The organism is Streptomyces sp. NRRL B-24572 (genome assembly GCF_002156145.1).
In the GTDB taxonomy this organism is placed as follows: domain Bacteria; phylum Actinomycetota; class Actinomycetes; order Streptomycetales; family Streptomycetaceae; genus Streptomyces; species Streptomyces vietnamensis.
Genome location: NZ_MWIG01001218.1, coordinates 1 through 696, shown reverse-complemented (window position 1 = coordinate 696; position 696 = coordinate 1). Strand labels below are relative to the sequence as shown.

The 696-nt window shown below is 73.4% G+C and carries 1 protein-coding gene and 1 pseudogene; one reads left to right on the top strand and one right to left on the bottom strand.

Annotation, left to right across the window (positions count from 1 at the left end; genetic code table 11):
• Positions 1-480, top strand: a 480-nt coding sequence (locus CCN56_RS41415) for a Repetin (protein ID WP_086832604.1), incomplete at its 5' end; no start/stop codon positions are given.
• Between the two features lie 75 nt (positions 481-555).
• On the opposite strand, the pseudogene CCN56_RS41410 reads toward CCN56_RS41415, so the two are convergent.
• A pseudogene (locus CCN56_RS41410) lies at positions 556-696 on the bottom strand (Lrp/AsnC ligand binding domain-containing protein); the annotation flags it as partial.

Here is a 696-nt window from a genome sequence, read left to right as displayed (position 1 = left end):
GCCTCGGGCGGGGACGGCGGGCACGGGACGGGCGTCGTCCGGGAGGCGGCCGCGCTGACCGGCACCGCGAAGCTGTACCGGCCGGCCGGGGACGACATCACGTTCAGCTTCGACGCGCACCTGGCGGCGAAGGACAACAAGGATCCGGAGTCGGCCACCGGCACGTTCCGGTTCAGCCACTACAAGGGCGGCCGGGGCGGCTACGCCGTGGCGAAGGTGGACTGCCTGGTCACGGGCGGAAAGGTCGCGGTCGTGACGGGGGTCGTCACCGAGACCGACGTGGACGGCTTCCGCGGCAAGCGGGTCGGGGTGTCCGTGCACGACCTCGGCCGGCACGACCGGCTGGGCTACAGCTGGATGACCCGGGGCCAGACCAGCGAGCTGCCGCCGTGCCAGAGCATGCCGCCCTTCGAGAAGGTCAAGGCCGGCACGGGCGACTTCGACGTGCTGCCGTGGCAGATCGAGTACCCGACCGAGTAGACCGCCCCACGGGGGTGGGCGGGCGAGGGGCGGTGCGGGAACCACGGCCCGCACCGCCCCGGCGGCCCACGCCCGCTAAGCGGGCGAGCCGGCGGCGAAGCGCCGCAGCAGCGGCGAGAGCACCAGGACGGACTTGGTGCGCTCCACGAAGGGCTCGCCCGCGATGCGTTCCAGGACGCGCTCGAAGTGGCGCATGTCCGAGGCGAAGACCTGGAC